The following is a 230-nucleotide window of genomic DNA, read 5'->3' as shown; positions in this document are numbered from 1 at the left end:
CAACTAGATCATCCCGTTAGGTGATCTTTCCAAGTAAATGAAACACTTCCTCAAGGTAGGACTCGGTGCGCTCGAGGATGATCTTCCCTCCAGCTGCGATGCGAAAGTGAACCGCCGCAACCTCGGGAGAAGCAGGGTCCACTTCTTCGCCGATGAGACCAAGCCATTGCACGGTGATATCTGAGGGCTTAACCTGTTCTGCGGTAGACACACATTCCGTATACGGGATA

The 230-nt window shown here is 52.2% G+C and carries 1 protein-coding gene; it reads right to left on the bottom strand.

Features of this window, described 5'->3' with window-relative positions; all coding sequences use genetic code 11:
- Nucleotides 1–16 precede the first annotated feature (16 nt).
- Nucleotides 17–230 (bottom strand): hypothetical protein (locus QP415_RS13170; protein WP_285100372.1); only part of this gene is annotated, 214 nt, incomplete at its 5' end.

It is taken from the genome of Pauljensenia sp. UMB3104 (assembly GCF_030217285.1).
Taxonomy (GTDB): domain Bacteria; phylum Actinomycetota; class Actinomycetes; order Actinomycetales; family Actinomycetaceae; genus Pauljensenia.
This window is presented reverse-complemented; position numbering and strand designations above follow the sequence as displayed.